This is a genomic window from Roseomonas sp. CECT 9278, from assembly GCF_918698155.1.
Taxonomy (GTDB): domain Bacteria; phylum Pseudomonadota; class Alphaproteobacteria; order Acetobacterales; family Acetobacteraceae; genus Neoroseomonas.
Genome location: NZ_CAKKLX010000021.1, coordinates 62756 through 79779, shown reverse-complemented (window position 1 = coordinate 79779; position 17024 = coordinate 62756). Strand labels below are relative to the sequence as shown.

Annotated in this window: 12 protein-coding genes and 1 tRNA gene; 7 read left to right on the top strand and 6 right to left on the bottom strand. The window is 66.0% G+C overall.

What is annotated here, in order from left to right:
* Positions 1–1814, top strand: a 1814-nt coding sequence (locus LQ222_RS14995; protein ID WP_230167636.1) for a methyl-accepting chemotaxis protein, incomplete at its 5' end; no start/stop codon positions are given.
* A gap of 12 nt (positions 1815–1826) precedes the next feature.
* Here LQ222_RS14995 and ruvX read toward each other — a convergent pair.
* Positions 1827–2300, bottom strand: coding sequence for a Holliday junction resolvase RuvX (gene ruvX / locus LQ222_RS14990; protein ID WP_230167634.1), 474 nt, complete (start codon positions 2298–2300; stop codon positions 1827–1829).
* 43 nt (positions 2301–2343) lie between these two features.
* On the opposite strand from ruvX, the gene gatC reads away from it, so the two are divergent.
* The 6 genes from gatC to LQ222_RS14960 all read left to right on the top strand — a co-directional run bounded on the left by gatC (position 2344) and on the right by LQ222_RS14960 (position 7698).
* Complete coding sequence (gatC, locus tag LQ222_RS14985) at positions 2344–2640, top strand: Asp-tRNA(Asn)/Glu-tRNA(Gln) amidotransferase subunit GatC (protein WP_230167632.1); 297 nt, start codon at positions 2344–2346, stop codon at positions 2638–2640.
* Positions 2640–4127 (top strand): Asp-tRNA(Asn)/Glu-tRNA(Gln) amidotransferase subunit GatA, encoded by a 1488-nt coding sequence (gene gatA / locus LQ222_RS14980; protein ID WP_230167630.1) that lies wholly within the window; start codon positions 2640–2642, stop codon positions 4125–4127. The genes gatC and gatA overlap by 1 nt, the downstream gene beginning before the upstream one ends.
* Positions 4124–5575 carry an Asp-tRNA(Asn)/Glu-tRNA(Gln) amidotransferase subunit GatB gene (gene gatB / locus LQ222_RS14975; RefSeq protein WP_230167628.1) on the top strand — a complete coding sequence of 484 codons (1452 nt, stop codon included), beginning with the start codon at positions 4124–4126 and terminating at the stop codon, positions 5573–5575. The genes gatA and gatB overlap by 4 nt, the downstream gene beginning before the upstream one ends.
* A gap of 63 nt (positions 5576–5638) precedes the next feature.
* Positions 5639–6733 carry an AI-2E family transporter gene (locus LQ222_RS14970; protein WP_230167625.1) on the top strand — a complete coding sequence of 365 codons (1095 nt, stop codon included), beginning with the start codon at positions 5639–5641 and terminating at the stop codon, positions 6731–6733.
* Positions 6734–6794: 61 nt separating this feature from the next.
* Positions 6795–7439: a glutathione S-transferase family protein gene (locus tag LQ222_RS14965; protein ID WP_230167622.1), complete on the top strand. Its 645-nt coding sequence runs from the start codon at positions 6795–6797 to the stop codon at positions 7437–7439.
* Between the two features lie 166 nt (positions 7440–7605).
* A tRNA-Ser gene (locus tag LQ222_RS14960) sits at positions 7606–7698 on the top strand.
* A 289-nt stretch (positions 7699–7987) separates the two neighbouring features.
* Here the strand turns inward: LQ222_RS14960 and LQ222_RS14955 are convergent.
* The 5 genes from LQ222_RS14955 to LQ222_RS14935 all read right to left on the bottom strand — a co-directional run bounded on the left by LQ222_RS14955 (position 7988) and on the right by LQ222_RS14935 (position 16933).
* On the bottom strand, positions 7988–8905 hold the full coding sequence (locus LQ222_RS14955; protein ID WP_230167621.1) for a restriction endonuclease: 918 nt from the start codon (positions 8903–8905) through the stop codon (positions 7988–7990).
* A gap of 4 nt (positions 8906–8909) precedes the next feature.
* Positions 8910–10103, bottom strand: a complete 1194-nt coding sequence (locus tag LQ222_RS14950; protein WP_230167619.1) for a hypothetical protein — start codon at positions 10101–10103, stop codon at positions 8910–8912.
* 104 nt (positions 10104–10207) lie between these two features.
* Entirely contained in the window at positions 10208–13225 is a 3018-nt protein-coding gene (locus LQ222_RS14945) for a type I restriction endonuclease subunit R (protein ID WP_230167618.1), read from the bottom strand.
* The gene (locus LQ222_RS14940) at positions 13212–14570 is read right to left on the bottom strand and encodes a restriction endonuclease subunit S (protein WP_230167616.1); all 1359 of its coding nucleotides are present in this window, start codon (positions 14568–14570) and stop codon (positions 13212–13214) included. Before LQ222_RS14940 ends, LQ222_RS14945 begins: the two co-directional genes overlap by 14 nt.
* A complete protein-coding gene (locus tag LQ222_RS14935; RefSeq protein WP_230167614.1) occupies positions 14567–16933 on the bottom strand; it encodes a class I SAM-dependent DNA methyltransferase in 2367 nt (788 codons plus the stop codon). The genes LQ222_RS14940 and LQ222_RS14935 overlap by 4 nt, the downstream gene beginning before the upstream one ends.
* Between the last annotated feature and the right edge of the window lie 91 nt (positions 16934–17024).

Genomic DNA, 17024 nt, shown 5'->3' with positions numbered 1-17024 from the left:
CCGGCCCGGCGCTCGACGCGCTGGGCGCCGGCGCGGGCCCCGCGCTCGCCGCGCGCATCGCGGAGGCGCGCCGTGCCATCGCCGCCCTCGATGCCGCGCGCACCGCGCTGGACGCTGCCCTGCGCCAGCCGCGCGAGGCGCGCGACGCCGCGCTGGTCGCCGGCTGGTACGACATCGCATCCACCGCGCTGGCCGCGCTCAGCGATGTCTGGCGGGAGGCATCGGCGGCGGTGGCGCAGGGCGGCGACGCGCCGATCGCCCGCTACGACGAGACCGCCTACCTGGCGCACCAGGCGCGCGAGGAGGCCGGGGTCGAACGCGCCAGCATCAGCGCCGCGATGCGCACGCCCGGCGCCGTGACGGCGGCGCAGCTGGCCAGCTGGGCCGAGCGCCGTGGGCGCGTGGAGGCGATGGTGCGCCGGATCAACGAGCTCAACCCCGCCGGCGTCGCGGCACCGGGCATCGTCGCGGCGGCGCGCACCATGAACGAACAGTTCGGCACGGCCTATGGCCAGGCGCGCGCGGCCATGCTCGAGCATGTCGGCGCGGGCGCGGCGGCGCCCATGACGGCGGCCGAATGGCAGGCGCTGGGGGACCGCAGCCTTGGCACCCTGGTCGGCGTGCGCGATGCCACGCTCATCCGCGCGGAGGAACACCTGGCCCGGCGCCGGGCGGCGGCGGTGCAGACTCTGGTGCTGGACGGCGTGGTGGCGCTGGTGGTGCTGGCGCTCGCGGGCCTGCTGATGCTGCGCCTGTCGCAGCGCCTGCTGCGCCCGCTGCGCGGCATCACGCGCGCGCTCGGTGCGATCCGCGGCGGGCAGGCGCGACCAGAGCTTCCGGCTGCCTGGCGCCCCGATGACGAGGTCGGCGTGATCGTGGGCGCGGTGCGCGGCCTGGGCGAGCAGATCGAACACCGCGAACGCGCCGAAGCCGAGGAGCGCGCCGCCACCGCCCGCCAGGCCGAGCGCGTGGCGCGCCTGGGCGACCTGATCCGCGGCTTCGAGACCGATACCGCCGCGGCACTGCGGACGGTGGCGCAGGCGGCGGGGCAGCTCGACGGCACGGCGGCCGAGCTCGATGCCGCGGCGCGGGACGGCATGTCCCTGACCCAGGCGGTGGCGGGCGCGGCGGATACGGTCGCGGGCAACACGCAGGTCGCGGCCGCGGCGGCGGAGGAGCTGACCGCCTCGGTCAGCGAGATCTCGCGCCAGGTCACGCAGGCGACCGAGGTGGCGCGCCGCGCGGTCGCCGAGGCGACGCGCACCGACGAGACGATGCAGGGCCTGTCCGCCGCCGCCGAGCGGATCGGCGAGGTGGTGCAGATGATCTCCGGCATCGCCGCGCAGACCAACCTGCTGGCGCTCAATGCCACGATCGAGGCGGCGCGGGCCGGCGAGGCCGGCAAGGGCTTCGCGGTGGTGGCCTCGGAAGTGAAGTCGCTGGCCGGGCAGACCGCCAAGGCGACATCGGACATCGCCGAGCAGATCGCGAACATGCGCGCGGTGGCGGTCTCGGCGGTCGAGACGGTGCGCGGGATCGGCGCGGTGGTCGCGGAGATCGACCAGGCGGCCGCGTCGATCGCCGCGGCGGTCGAGCAGCAGGGGGCGGCGACGCGGGAGATCGCGCGCAGCGTCGGCGATGTCGCGAATTCGACCAGCGGCGTGTCGGAGGATACGCGGGCGGCCAGCGGTGCCGCGCAGAAGACCGGCGCGATCAGCGGCGATGTGCGCCAGGCGGCGCGGGCCTTCAACGCGGAGGCGGAGCGCATGCGCCAGCGGATCGGGCAGTTCCTCGATGGCGTGCGCGCCGCCTGAGGCGCGGGGCCGTCAGGGGCGGTCGGGCCGGCTGGCATCCAGCGCGGCCTGCAGCATGTAGGCCGCCGCGGCGCGATCCACCGCCACGGCGCGCTTGGCCCGGGTCAGGTCGGCCTCGGCCACCAGCATGCGGTTCACCGCGGCGGACGAAAGGCGTTCGTCGAACAGCGCGACGTCGAGGCCGGTCGCCTCGCTGAGCGAGCGCGCCCAGTCCTTCGCCGCCTGCGCTGCCGGGCCCATGCTGCCGTCCATGGACAGCGGCAGGCCGACCACGATGCCGGCGGCACCTTCCTTGCGGGCGATGGCGGCGACCTCGGCGGCGTTCACCGACAGCTTGCCCCGCTTGATCGCGCCATAGGGGCTTGCCAGCATGAGCGTGACATCCGACAGCGCCACGCCGATCACCTTCGCCCCGGGGTCGAGGCCGACCAGGCGCTGGTCGCGCCCCAGCCCGGCGCGCAGGTCGTTCAGGTTGATGATGGCCATGCGCGGCCTTATGGTCCGCGCCCCGCTTCCCTGGAAGACCCGCATGTCCCTCGATACCGCCACCGTGCGGCGCGTCGCCGCCCTTGCCCGCATCCGCCTGCCGGAGGAGGAGGTCGCCCGCGTGCAGGGCGAACTGAACGGCATCCTGGGCTGGATCGAGCAATTGCAGGCGGTCGATACGGATGGCGTGGAACCGATGGCCGGCGGCACGCCCGAGGGCATCGCCGCGATGCCGCTGCGCGACGACGTGGTGACCGACGGGGCGCAGGCCGCGAAGGTGTTGGCCAATGCCCCCGACCGCGAGGGCGAGTATTTCGGCGTGCCGAAGGTGGTTGAGTGATGCATCCGACCGATTTCACCCTGGCGGGCGCGATCGCCGCGCTGGACGAAGGTGCCATCAGCGCCGAGGAACTGACGCGTGCGCATGTCGATGCGGTGCAGGCGCTGAACCCGCGGATCAACGCCTTCATCACCACCACGCCGGAGGCGGCGATGGCGGCGGCGCGCGCTTCGGATGCCAGGCGCAAGCGCGGCGAGGCCGGGCCGCTGGAGGGCATCCCGCTTGCCATCAAGGACCTGTTCTGCACCGAGGGCGTGCAGACCACGGCCGGGTCGCGCATCCTGGAAGGGTTCATCCCGCCCTATGAGAGCACGGTGTCGGCGCAGCTCAAGCGCGACGGGGCGGTGTTCCTGGGCAAGGCGAACCTCGATGAATTCGCGATGGGGTCGTCGAACCTGACGTCTGCTTACGGCGGCGTGGTGAACCCGTGGTCGCGGCGCAACGACCCGGATCTGCGGCTGGTGCCGGGCGGATCGTCGGGCGGGTCGGCGGCGGCGGTGGCCGCACGCATGGCGCTGGGCGCGACCGGCACGGATACCGGCGGGTCGATCCGGCAGCCGGCCGCTTTCTGCGGCATCGCGGGGATCAAGCCGACCTATGGGCGGTGCTCGCGCTGGGGCATCGTGGCGTTTGCGTCATCGCTCGACCAGGCGGGGCCGTTTGCCCGCACGGTCGAGGATTGCGCGATCCTGCTGCGGTCGATGGCCGGGTTCGATCCGAAGGATTCGACCAGCGCGGACAGGCCGGTGCCGGATTTCGCGAAGGCCTGCGGGCGTTCGGTGAAGGGGCTGCGGATCGGCGTGCCGAAGGAATACCGGCTGGAGGGCATGCCGCCGGAGATCGAGAAGCTGTGGCGCCAGGGCCTCGATTGGCTGCGGGAGGCCGGGGCGGAGATCGTGGATATCACGCTGCCGCACACGAAATATGCGCTGCCGACCTATTACATCGTGGCACCGGCCGAGGCGTCGTCGAACCTGGCGCGCTATGACGGCGTGCGCTTCGGGATGCGGGTCGCGGAGAAGGATTCCGACCTGCGCGACCTGTACGAACGCACGCGCGAGGCGGGCTTCGGGCAGGAGGTGCGCCGGCGCATCATGATCGGCACCTATGTGCTGTCGGCCGGCTACTACGATGCCTATTACCTGAAGGCGCAGAAGGTGCGGGCGCTGATCGCGCGGGATTTTACCAGCGCCTTCGCGGGTGTGGATGCCATCGTGACGCCGGCGACGCCTTCCGCGGCGTTTGCCGAGGGCGAGAATTCCGACGACCCGATCAAGATGTACCTGAACGACGTGTTCACCGTGACGGCGAACCTGGCGGGGCTGCCGGGCCTCGCGGTGCCGGCGGGGCTGGACGGGCAGGGGCTGCCGCTGGGCTTGCAGGTGATCGGGCGGCCCTTCGATGAGGAGACGGTGTTCGCCGTCGGTGCGGCGATCGAACGCGCTGCTGATTTCAAGGCGCTTCCCAGCATGAGGGCCGGGGCATGAGCTACATCATCGAAGGCGAGACCGGCCCCTGGGAGTTGGTCATCGGCCTGGAGGTCCACGCGCAGGTCGTCTCCAACGCCAAGCTTTTCTCCGGCGCGGCCACCGAATTCGGCGCGCCGCCCAACAGCCAGGTGTCCTTCGTCGATGCCGGCTTCCCGGGCATGCTGCCGGTGATCAATCGCGAGTGTGTCGCGCAGGCGGTCCGCACGGGGCTGGGGCTGAACGCGCAGGTGAACTTGTGGTCGCGCTTCGACCGCAAGAACTACTTCTACGCGGACCTGCCGCAGGGCTACCAGATCAGCCAGTTCGCGCATCCGATCGTGGGCACCGGGCAGGTCGAGGTCGCGCTGGCGGATGGCAGCACGAAGGTCATCGGCATCACGCGGCTGCATCTGGAACAGGATGCGGGGAAGTCGCTGCATGACCAGCACCCGGCCAAGTCCTTCATCGACCTGAACCGGTCGGGCGTCGCGCTGATGGAGATCGTGTCGGAACCCGACATGCGCTCCCCCGAGGAAGCCGGCGCGTACCTGACCAAGCTTCGGCAGATCCTGCGCTACCTCGGCACCTGCGACGGCAACATGGAGGAGGGGTCCATGCGCGCCGACGTGAACGTGTCCGTCCGCCGCGCCGGCGAGGGCTTCCGCACGCGCTGCGAGGTGAAGAACGTCAACTCCATCCGCTTCGTCATGCAGGCGGTCGAGGCCGAGGCGCGCCGTCAGATCGAGGTCTGGGAATCGGGCAACGAGGTGCGCCAGGAGACGCGGCTGTTCGACACCTCGCGCGGCATCACGCGGTCGATGCGGTCGAAGGAGGACGCGCATGACTACCGCTACTTCCCCGACCCCGACCTGCCGCCGCTGGTGATCGAGCAGTCCTGGGTGGACCAGCTCAAGGCCGCGCTGCCGGAACTGCCCGACCAGCGCCGCGCGCGCTACGTGAACGACTATGGCGTCACGCCGTACGACGCGCATGTGCTGACGCTGGAGAAGGAAACCGCCGCCTACTACGAGGCGGTGGCCAAGGGCCGCGACGCCAAGCAGGCGGCCAACTGGGTGATGGGCGACCTGTTCGCCGCCATCAACCGCACCAAGACCTCGATTGTCGAACCGCCGGTGTCTGCCGCGGATCTCGGCGCGCTGCTGGACCTGATGGCGGACAATACGCTGTCGGGGAAGCTGGCGAAGGAGGTCTTCGAGGCGATGGTCGAGACCGGCCGCGCGCCGGGCGTGATCGTCGAGGAACGCGGGCTGAAGCAGGTGACGGACACCGGCGCGATCGAGGCGGTGATCGACGGCGTGCTGGCGGCCAATGCCGACAAGGTCGCGGAATACCGGTCGGGCAAGGACAAGCTGTTCGGCTTCTTTGTCGGCCAGACCATGCGGGCCATGCAGGGCAAGGGAAACCCGGCCGTGGTCAATGACGTGCTGAAGCAGAAGCTGGGCTGACCGGCCGCTTCCCCCCGCACTCCCCGGCGTGCTTCGCTGCGCGCCGCGAGTGCGGGGAGCACCATGGACACCGAATCGACCGGGCCGGCGCCCGACCGCGGCTATGCCGAGACCGTTCGCCTGGCGGAACGCGCGGCCGTGCTGATCCTGCTTGGCCTGCTGCTGTATGGCGTGTTCCGGGTGCTGGAGCCCTTCGCCATGGCGGTGGCCTTCGGCGCCTTCATCGCGATCGGCACCTGGCCGGCGCGGGCCTGGCTGGTGGCGCGCGGCCTGCGGCCCGGGGTCGCCGCCGCGGCGCTGCTGATCGTGCTGGTGCTGGCCGTGGCGCTGCCGCTGCTGATGATGGCGCCGGGCCTGGCCGACCAGATCGGCGTGGTCGCCGTGCGGGCGCGCCTGATGATCGAGAACCTGCCCGAGACCGCGCCGGCCTGGATCACCGACCTGCCGATGGTGGGCGATCGCGCCGCCGGGCTCTGGACCCGCCTGCACGGCGTGCAGGGCGACATCAACACGCTGGTGGCGCCGTATTCCGGGCAGATCGCACGCTACCTGGTCGAGATCGGCCAGGCGGCGGCCGGCAGCCTGGTGCAGGTGCTGCTCGCGCTTCTGGTGGCGGCGATGTTCTGGACCGGCGGCGACAGCCTGGTCGCGCAACTGCGCGACATCGCCGGGCGGCTGGGCGGGCAGACCGGCGTGGACTCCGTCGAGGCCGCGGGCGGTGCGGTGCGCGGCGTCGCCTGGGGCGTGGTGGGCACCGCCATCCTGCAGGCGGTGCTGATGGGGGTCGGGCTGGCGATCGCCGGCGTGCCGGGGGCCGCGGTGCTGGGCTTCCTGACCATGGTGTTCTCGATCAGCCAGGTGCTGGGGCCGCTGATCGTCGTGACCTGGGTGGGCGCGGCGGCCTGGCTTTACACCGAGGGGCAGACCGGGTGGGCGATCTTCATGCTGCTGTGGGGGATCCTGCCGGTGTCGGGCAGCGACAACATCGTGCGGCCGCTGCTGATCCAGCGCGGCAGCGCGATGCCGTTGGGGCTGATCATCCTTGGCGTGTTCGGCGGCCTGATCGCCTTCGGCTTCCTGGGGCTGTTCGTGGGGCCGGCGCTGCTGGCGGTGGCGCACGGGCTGCTGAAGGCCTGGCGGGCGGCGCCGGCAGGGTAGGTGGACGCAGGTGCTGCGCCATGCGATGCCGATGCATCGCTTCGTGCAAGGACATCACCGCATGGCCATCGAATTGTGGACCTGGAACACGCCCAACGGGCGCAAGATCAGCGTGGCGTTGGAGGAGATGGGCCTCCCGTACACGGTCAGGACCGTGAACATCTCGAAGGACGAGCAGTTCAACCCGGATTTCCTGGCCTTCAGCCCGAACAACCGGATCCCCGCGATCATCGACCCCGATGGGCCGGGCGGCCAGCCGATCACGGTGTTCGAGAGCGGCGCGATCCTGCTGTACCTGGCCGAGAAGACCGGTCGCTTCCTGCCCGCCGACCTGCGCGCGCGCGTGCCGGTCTATGAATGGCTGAACTGGCAGATGGGCGGCTTCGGGCCGATGCCCGGCCAGGTGCATCACTTCATGATGCAGCCCGAGGGGCCGGCGCGCGAGTATGGCCTGAACCGCTATGGCAAGGAGACGCTGCGGCTGTATGGCGTGCTCGACAAGCGGCTGGCGGGGCGGGACTTCGTGGCGACGGCGGGCGAGCCGTCGATCGCCGACTTCGCCATCCTGGGCTGGGCCTGGCGGGCGGAGCGGCATCTGCCGACGCAGGGCAAGGCGCTGACGGACTATCCGAACGTGGCGCGCTGGTACGATGCGCTGATGGCGCGCCCGGCGGTGAAGCGCGGGATGGAGATCGCGCTGTCCTGACCTGGTGCGGGCGCATGGCGGCGGGCGCCGCGCGCACCGCTTGACGGTGCGCGGCGCCCGCTTGCCGCTGCGCGGCACTGTTTGACGTTGCGCGACACTGTTTGACGCTGCGCGGCTGGGCCGGTAGAAGCGCCACCTGCAACGCCGTGAGACTTTCCACTCCTGCGGAGGGGTGGCCGAGTGGCCGAAGGCGGCGGTTTGCTAAACCGTTATAGGATGTCAAGTCCTATCGTGGGTTCGAATCCCATCCCCTCCGCCAGTTCTAATACGAGCCGTACTCTCCGCCTGACCGACCGCCGCGCTGAGTGGCAGGTTTCCTGGGGTTTTCGGGGCGGACCTGTTGACTGGCAGGACGCGGAGACGGCGGAAAATCGCTCTCCGGAGGTCAATTCTCTCCGGACCTCCTGACTTGGCCGATTTAGTACGGAACTCAAAAACCTAGGTAAATGGCCGGTTTCAGCGCGCTCGGCGCTTGCCGTGGTTCGAACCCCACTTGCCCGAAATCCGTACTGCGAGAGCGAACACTTCGGTACGGCCGGTCGGGCGGATCACTCCTCCTCCGAGAAAAAATCTTCGTCGAGACGCTTGAACTCAACGGTTCGGCTGATTCGCACCCCGACACCGTGCTCGACCATCAGTTCGGTTAAGCGCTTCCCGTTGATCAGCACCACGCGCTGCGGGATCCTCGATGCGAAGTCGATGGCCTGGGCCGAGAACGCGGAGGTCGTCACAAAGACCCCCTTCGAGGCGCCGAGGCCGACGAGGCTACCGGTAAATGCCTGGATCTCCGGCCGCCCGATGGTGCTGCCAGGCGCGTGCCGCTTGGCCTGCACATAGACCCGATCGAGGCCGAGGACGTCCTCATTGATCACGCCATCGACGCCGCCATCACCGGACTTGCCGAGCTGCTCCGCAGCATTCAGACGCGATCCCCCGTAGCCCATGGCCACCAGAAGTTCGACGATCAATTGCTCAAAGAAGGCAGGGCTATTCTGCAGGATTCTTCCCAAGAGTTCATCGCGCAGTGCCGCCTGAAGGGCTTTATGGGCAGCGTCAACGACTTCTTCGGGTGTCGCGACCGGTGGCTCCACCTCCATGACCGGATGGGCGGCACCGGCTTCCTCCTCGCCGCGGTAGAAGTCGCGGAAGGCCGGGATTGCCAGTAGGTATTTCGTATTGAGTTCTGGCGGCGGGCTGGCGAGCACTTTTCTGCCCGCATCGGTAATCACAAAGCGGCCCCGCTTTGGGCTTTCGAGCAAACCTGCCTTGGTCAGATAAAATTTGGCCCAGTGCAGCCGGTTGTGCAGGATCCGCTGCTTTCCGCTGGGGAGCATTTGCTCGCGTTCTTCGGCGGTGAGACCAAAGCGCTGTCCAATCTCGTCGGCTGCCAAAGGAACCGAGGACTCACCCTTCGCGCCGATCTCGAGAACCGGCAGCATGAGGGATTGGTAATCAGGCATCGCCATCGTTTCAGTCCCCCGGCGGCCGGCCGGTCCCTGCGCGTTCAGTACCCCGCTGACCGCCGCGGCGGCGGCGCCACGAAAACACAATGAACGATCCTGATGAAGGGTCAGCGTCCCACAACACCAACTGGTTTGCCTCCTGTGCGGCGGGGCCGACACGCTGGAGCCCCTGGACGCGCAGCCACCGCTGCCCTACCCGCGGCAAGAGATCAGCTGGCACAGTGACTTCCTGCCCCCCGTCGCTGCGTAAAGGGACCAGAGCATCGTCATAAACTGGCGCCCAATCCGCTTTGCCTCGGTCGAACAGATACTCAAATGCCCCGGGGATAGTGCCTTGGACACGAACGCTGACCTGCTGCATTCCAGGCGCCGGCCTTGGACGAAACGGCCGCGTCGCGGGCTTGAGATCAGGCTGCCTGCGATTGTCGATATGGAAATCTGCAAGGAGCTCAACGCCACCGCGCTCCATCTGTAGCCCGTCGATCCCGCAGACGAGCTTGGCTTTTGCAGAGTCAAGTTGGAGCAGTGCCGCAGCCGGCGTAGCGGGTAACGGGTCAAAGACGTAGATGTGCACCTCGGGTCGAAGGGAGTTGAACTCCATGAGTGCCTTCGACATTTCAAAGTAAATAACATTACCAATCGTCGGAAGTGGCCCCAGTGCGCGGGCTGCGAGGACAACGATCGTCTGCTTGTTCTCCGCATCGGCGGGCGGGCGTCCAATCTCGACCTTAAGACCATCGACGTACTGTGTAGTCCACCAAGCATAGGCTTCCTTCAAATCGCGATCGTACGCGGTGGCCTGGGAAACGCACTCGGCGATATGGCGGCGGAGCGCAACGAATTCCGGTTCATCGGCGGCGCCGTCGATCAACACCCCGGCCTCGCCGTTCAAACCGAGCAGAGCAAAGCCAGTCAGATTGTGGGAGCCAACGAACGCCGACGCCGTGCCGTCAGCCATCTCCATCAGATAAACCTTGCTGTGCAGCATGGGGCGGTAGCGGTGGAATGGATTGTCCTTCCCACCGCTGGGTCCACTGAACCCAAGATGCACATGAAGCCGATCTGGTGGCACCCCCGCATCCAGCAGGCCGTCAAAAGCTTGGAAGGCCTGATAGGTGCCAGCACCGATGACCAGCGCAGAAAGCTTGCCTGGGGCCCCATGAAGGGGAGCAGCGATGGCCTCGATTCCCGCTGAGGTCATGAAGCCCGCAACCAGGGAAGCCGACCGACAGCGGGTAAGTCGGTCTCGCAGCAGCGAGGCTATCTCGTGCTGCGGTTGGTCGAACAGGACCCGGACAGTGACAGTCATGCTTCGGGCGGCGCCGGATTCTGCCCCAGCTTTGCAGCGGTGAACAGTCGTTCCTGCAGCCACGCCTTGAATGCTTTGTCCGTATTGTACAGTGCATACAAGTCAGTGTGATCAGCGAGGCTGCCGAGTAGCTCGTCATCCACTGCTCGGTCGTGCTCTATACGCGCATTCTGGTTGTCACTGTTCCGCAATGCATTTTGCACTCGTCCGTTGGCGCTAATCTTCTGCGGCAACTCCTCGAACAGGAAGCGGGTGACACGATCCTGGTCCCGAAACTCAATGGCGCCGAAGCGTTCGTTGAAGTCCCGGATCACGCTGCTGAGTTGGTCGACATCCGGCTCTTGGCGGCCTCCGGCCGCGCCCGCGGGCACAGGCTCGATCTCCGCGTCGGCGTCTGCCAACGCGATCTCCATGCCCGCCCCGACCTCCACCCGGTAGCTGTCCATGTCGACGGCTTCGATCACGTCAACGGGCGTCTCACTACTCGTAGGACTGGGCAACTTGGGGATCAGCAGGGTGAGGAAGGTCGACGATTTTTCCCACTCGGGAACAGCATACCTGAGGATTGCACCCAAGAACGCGTAGGTCCGAACGAACGCCTTGGCCGCGCCCTTGAACGCAATCTGATCGTCTTCCGAGAGTTCCTCGTACCGTACCGAACACGCATCCAGAATGGGGTCGATCTGGTCGCGAGGCGCCGCATCCAGGAACAATGAGACCAAGCCCTCGACGTCGGCGTCAGTGTAGACACCGGCTTCGTCGAGCCCTCGTTTCAGGTCGTGGAGCTTGTTCGGATCCGTCTCGCCCGAGAGGATTGTCGTTCGGTAAAAGTCCGAAAACGCTGCTTCGATGACGGTGGTATCGTTGCGGAAGTCCAGCACGACCGGCTCTGTCTTCCCCGGCCGAGCACGGTTGAGCCGTGACAAAGCCTGCACGGCTTTGACGCCGGCAAGCGTCTTGTCGATGTACATCGCGAACAGTTTGGGCTGATCAAACCCGGTTAGATACTTGTCCGCGACGACCAGGAATCGGTAGGGGTCGGCGTCGAATTTGTCCTCCAGATCGCTGCTCGGAAATCCGTTGAACCACGCCTCTGTGCGCTGCTCGCCTGCGTCATCGACGCTTCCCGAAAATGCGATGATCGCCTTATAGGGTGAGCCTCGCTTCGCAAGCGCTGCGTTGATCGCCCGCCAGTATTCGATTGCCCGCTCGATGCCGTCCGCGGCCATCATTGCGCGTGCTTCGCCGCCGACCTTGCGGCGCGCAATCACCTGATCGAGGAAATGATCAACAACAATTCCAGCCTTCGTGGCGACCGCGTGGTCGTGCCCTTCGACGTAGTGGCGCAGCGCTTTCAGTGTACGGGACACGTCGACTAACGGATCGTCAGCTGCCGTCTTGGCGAGGCGGTAATAGCTCGATACAGGCGTGTAGTGTTTCAGCACATCGAGGATGAACCCCTCCTCGATGGCCTGCTTCATCGAATAGAGATGGAAGGGACGGTGCTTCACCACCCCGTCCTCTTCATAGCGCTCGCCGAACAGCTCGAGGGTCTTGTTTTTCGGCGTCGCCGTGAAGGCGAAGTAGCTGGCGTTGTCCAGCATACGGCGCCCCTCGATGATGGCGAGGATGCGGTCCTCGGTCGTCAACTCGTCGTCCGCAGCGCTGCTGCCAAGCGCCGTGTTCAGTGCCCCGGCCGCTCGCCCGCCCTGGCTGGAATGTGCCTCATCGATCACGATGGCGAAGCGGCGACCGCGATGTGTGCTGCCGATATCGTCGAGGATAAATGGGAACATCTGCAGCGTCGAAATGACGATCTTCTTGCCGCTCTCGATGAAGGTGCGCAGGTCGCCGGACCTTTCCGCGTGACCCATCAACCGAGCGGTCTGCGCAAAGCCACCGATCGTATCCTTCAGGTTCTTGTCGAGCACCTTTCGGTCCGTCACCACGATGACAGTGTCAAAAACCGACGCGCCTGCGCGCTCCAGCCCGACAAGCTTGTGCACAGTCCAAGCAATGGAGTTGGATTTGCCGGAGCCGGCAGAATGCTGGATCAAGTAGCGCCTGCCTGGGCCGTGTTCGGTGGCGTTAGCGCAAAGCGACCGAACGACATCGAGCTGGTGGTAGCGAGGAAAAATCGGCGTACGTGCGGTGACCCGCCCGCGAGCGTCCCGCTCCTCGATGATCCCAGCGAAGTTCTCGATGATATCGGCGAGACTGCGCTTGGCCAGCACCTGGCGCCAAAGGTAATCGGTCTTGATGCCCCCGGGATTGGGCGGGTTTCCAGCGCCGTCGTTCCATCCGCGATTGAACGGCAGGAACCAGCTTTTCTGGCCGGCGAGGTGGCTGCACATCCGCACCTCGCGGTCATCGACCGCGAAGTGAACCGCGCAACGGCCGGAACGGAAAATGAGCTCCCTGGGGTCACGGTCCGTCTTGTACTGCGCCTCAGCGTGGGCGACGGACTGGCCGGTCAAGCTGTTCTTCAGCTCGAAGGTGGCGAGCGGCACGCCGTTGATGAAGAGGCCCAGGTCGAGCGCGCGTCGCGCGGTATCCAGCGAGTAGCCAAGTTGTTGAGTGACAGAGAAGCGATTTGCGGCGAAGCGCGTCTCGGCCTGTGAGTTGCCGGGTGAAGGAAGAGGGAAATAGAGCGTCACTGCGTGCGCGCCATGGCGGATGCCGGAGCGGAGCACGTCGATGACACCGCGATTGGTGATCTCGTCGCGGATCCGGGCGAGAAAGCCGCGGCGTTGGGGGCCGTCGGAGTCCAGCGAAAGCGTGCCGACCAACTCGGGCTGGGTAGCGCGAAGGAAGGCGATCAGCTGGACGAGATCGAGCGCGTGGACGCGGTCGTAGTCGTCGCGATGGCCTTCGATATAGCAATCAAGGGCAGCAGAGGGTGCCCGCCCGTCCGTGACGTCGGGCCTTGCGTGCACGATAGGCACCGCCGTGCCGGTCAGTGCGGCGACAATCAGCGCCTCCAGCCCGCCCTCACTTACGTCAGTCGACCGCATCAAGCGCATCCTCCATTTCTTCGTCGGCTGAAGCCGCGTCGTCGGCAAGGTTGTCGGTCTCGACGACGGGCACGACGACTTCGCGAACGTCGACCCGCCCCGTCACCACTGCGGCAATCAGGCTGTCGCGGTATTCGTGGATGAGGTTAATCTGGCTGCGCTCTTTCGCGATTGCTTCATCAAGGTCACCAGAGGCTCTGGCGAATTGATCGTAAAGCCGATCCTGCTCAGCGAGGGGCGGAATAGCCACCGGCACAGATGCAATAGCTTCCCATTCAGTCCTTGGCATCTTTGCGCCGACGCTCTGACTAGCGACGTAGTCGATGAACGGTTTTGATCGGAGCAACTGTTCAAGAAAGCGCGGTCGAAAGATATCCAATTTGGCACGAAGAACGAGGAACTCTGTTCCCGCAAGTCCAGCCTCGGCCACCCGCGTCACTTTGGCCAAATAGGGGCGAAGCTTGCCGAACAGTACGTCGTCTTGTTGGAAGATTTTGCCGGTGAACGTCTCGCTGGTCATGGGCGAGCCGTCGATAACCCGCCCGGACCAACTCTCGACTCGGTCGAGTGTGATGACAGACGCCGACCCAGCCGGAGCCGAGCCCAACTCAGTGATGTTGTCGACAAAGGGTTTGAGGCGATTCACGCGCCATTCGACCGGGTGTTGGTCGATCCAAGGCAAGTCGCCTGACACGGTGGCCGCCTCGTCCATGCCGCCGCGAAGCAACTCGGTCAGGATTGCCTGCTTGCGTTCGACCAACGCGGCAATCGTGCGACGCTTGGCGGCGATGAGGCGCTGGACCTGGGCAGTGTAGTCGTCGAGGAAATCCGCGATCCTCCGCTGCTCTTCGGGCGGCGGCGCGGGCGACAGCAAGGGCTTGAAATACTGCCAATAGAGCCGGTTGCGATCCGGCACGATCCCGCGCGAGGCGAAATCTACTTCGCGCATATAGGCGGATGTACGGAACAAATACGCGTAAAAACGCGACTCGACGCCATCGAATGGCTTGGCGACGACATAGGCGGGACTGATCAACCCGTCGCAGGGCGCAATGCCGACGGCGCCCTGCCACATCCGCATGATGTTGTAGGCGATATCGCCTTGGGCCGCGCGCTTGTATTTGGCGCGGTCTGCCATCTGCTGCTTGCGTCCGCCCTCCATGTCACGAACGCGAACTCCCGTTCGCAGTGAGACTTCCAGAATGGGCAGATCGGGAAAGCCTGTCTCGTTGCGCTCGGCAAAAAGGCGTCTGTTACGCACCACCTCCCAGTGCGTCGGCACCCGCGGAAGCCAGTCGACGCCACTGTCCCGATACTGGGAGTATGGCCTCAGCGCCGTGCTCATGCCTCAGCCTCGACTAGCACGACGTCGAGAAGTGCCTGAGTCTGGCGTTCCAACGCGTCGATCTCGGCCTTGATCTCGGCGAGCGGGCGCGGAGGCTTCGGCTTATAGAAGTGCCGTGCAAACGAGATTTCGTAGCCGATCTTCGTCTTGTCACGGTCGATCCAGGCGTCAGGCGCATGGGGCAGCACCTCGCGCTCGAAAAACGCCTCGATCCCGCCGGCCTCGTCGAACGCCACGATCTCGGTATCCGACAGCGCCTTGTCCGGCTCGTAGGCTACCACCGCCGGCTTGCCTTTCATGCTGACCGCGAAGAGCCCGCCGCGCGGATCAGCGGCCTTCTTCGACACCGATTTGACGATTGGCTTGGCATCTGCGGCACGCCAGCTCATCGCCCGCGCGATCAGCCGCGCCTCAGCGGGCTTCAGCGCGAGCTTTTCTGCCTTGATCACAGCGGCAAGCTTCGCTTCGAACGCGGCAAAATCGTCATGCTCGGCCTGGCCAATAAGTGCCATCAGCCGCTCCGCAGTGCGGTGCAGGCGACGATCACGTGCCCAGGTGCCAGCGTCGAGTAGCTTCTTGATGGTCTTGCGCGGCAGCTTCGGCGTGGCGTCCTCGGTCTCGGCAGCTGCGTCCTCGCCGTCCGCGCTCGCCTCTTCCTCACCCTCGGCGGCCTCCTCGCCTTCCGGCTCAGGCGGGTCAAGATGCGCCTTCAGCCGCTCCGCGACGCTGGGGAAATCGTCAAAAAGCGCATCGCCGAACTCGGCATGCAGCGCCTCGCGCAAGGCGCGGTGCCCGCTCTGGAAGCGTAGGGCGTCCACCGCCTCCCGCGTGAAGCGCGAGCGAAGCCGCAGTGGGCGCTCGACGACGATTTTCCAGTATCCGAAGGACGAGTTGGGCAGCACGATCGATGTGTCGCTCGTCTCCATCGTCTCATACGCATCGAGCACGGCTTGGATGTGCTCGGCGGTCATCTCGCAATTGCGCTTGCCGAGATTCCGACGGAGCGGTCGGAACCACTTGGTCGCGTCGATAAGTTGAACCTTGCCCTTACGGGCCTCAGCCTTGCGGTTACTCAATACCCAGACATAGGTGGCGATGCCGGTGTTGTAGAAAATGTTGAGCGGCAAGGCGACGATCGCCTCGAGCCAGTCGTTCTCGATGATCCAGCGGCGGACATTGCTCTCGCCTGAACCGGCCTCGCCGGTGAACAGGGCCGATCCGTTGTGAACGTCGGCAATGCGCGATCCGAGTGGGGTGTCCTTCATCTTGGACAGCTTGTTGACGAGGAAGAGGAGTTGGCCGTCCGACACGCGCGGCAACAGGCGCAGCCGATCGTCTTCGTTGGCCAGCCCCTCATGTTCGACCACAAAGCGGGGATCGTTCGCGGCGGCCTTGCCGCCCATGTCCGCAAGGTCGATCTTCCAGGTTGTCCCGAACGGGGGATTGGCCATCATGAAGTCGAACTTCAGCCCGTTTCGGCCGTGGACATCGGCGGACAGGGTCGAGCCGAAGGCGATGTTGCGGGCCTCTTCGCCCTCGCCTTTCAGCAGAAGGTCGGCCTTACAGATGGCGTAGGTCTCGGGGTTCAGTTCTTGGCCATAGAGGTGGATTTCAGTCTTCTTCCCCTCCTTGCGGGCGAGCTCGCGCAGCTTGGCTTCGCCGACCGTCAACATGCCACCGGTGCCGCAGGCGTCATCATAGAGAAGATAGGTGCCGTCGCCGATGCGATCCTTGGCGGGGCGGAACACCAGCTCCGCCATCATCTCCACGATGTCGCGTGGCGTGAACTGTTCACCGGCACCCTGGTTGTAATCTTCGTTGAAGCGACGGAGCAGCTCCTCGAAGATCGTGCCCATGGTGTGGTTATCGAGGCCGGGCAGACGCACTCGGCCCTGATCGTCTCGGACGGGCGTTGGGGCGAGATTGATCCGCTCATCGCAGAATTTCTCGATCAACGCATGAAGGCGATTATGCTCGGCAAGCCGCCCGAGCTCCTCGCGAAACTTGAAGCGCGCGAGGACTTCCCGGACGTTTTCGGAGAAGCCGTCCAGATAGGCCTCGAAGTCGGCCTTCTGTGTCTCGGGGTTGGGTCGGGCCAGAAGCTGGCGCAGGGTGAAGGGCGAGCGATTGTGGAAAGCTTGACCGGCCGCACGATCGAGTGCGGGACCCTGTGCGGCTTCCGGAACGCCGGCTGCGTCGAGCTCTGCCTTTCGTGCCAGGACGGCGGCGCGGGTGGGTTCGAGCACCGCGTCCAAACGCCGGATGACCGTCATCGGCAGGATGATGTCGCGATACTTGGTGCGGTCGTAAACATGATGGAGCACGTCATCCGCGATGCTCCAAATGAAGCCGTTGATGTTCATGCCGCCATCTCGCAATGAATTAGGCCGTTTATAGGACTCTCGTATCCCACTGCATACCGATCGCTGAATTTTTCCATGGTGAGCTTGAGCA